We start from the raw sequence: 287 nt of genomic DNA on the forward strand, positions 1-287 counted from the left end.
ACTGCCTCAAGTACATCCGGCTCCTCAAGGACAAGAACATCGCGGTCTGGTTCGAGAAGGAATCCATCAACACGATGGACTCCAAGGGCGAGGTTCTGATCACCATCATGGCAAGCCTCGCGCAGCAGGAATCCCAGTCCCTTTCCCAGAACGTGAAGCTCGGACTACAGTACCGCTACCAGCAGGGAAAGGTGCAGGTCAACCACAATCACTTCCTCGGATACACCAAGGACAGCGACGGGCACCTCGTCATCGACCCGGAACAGGCGGAGGTCGTCAAGCGGATC

The 287-nt window shown here is 57.1% G+C and carries 1 protein-coding gene; it reads left to right on the forward strand.

Annotated features, from left to right (window positions below):
• Positions 1-287 (forward strand): recombinase family protein (locus K6T82_RS24265; RefSeq protein ID WP_223711617.1); only part of this gene is annotated, 287 nt, incomplete at both ends.

The sequence above is a fragment of the Flavobacterium potami genome (assembly GCF_020026915.1).
Lineage (GTDB): Bacteria > Bacteroidota > Bacteroidia > Flavobacteriales > Flavobacteriaceae > Flavobacterium > Flavobacterium potami.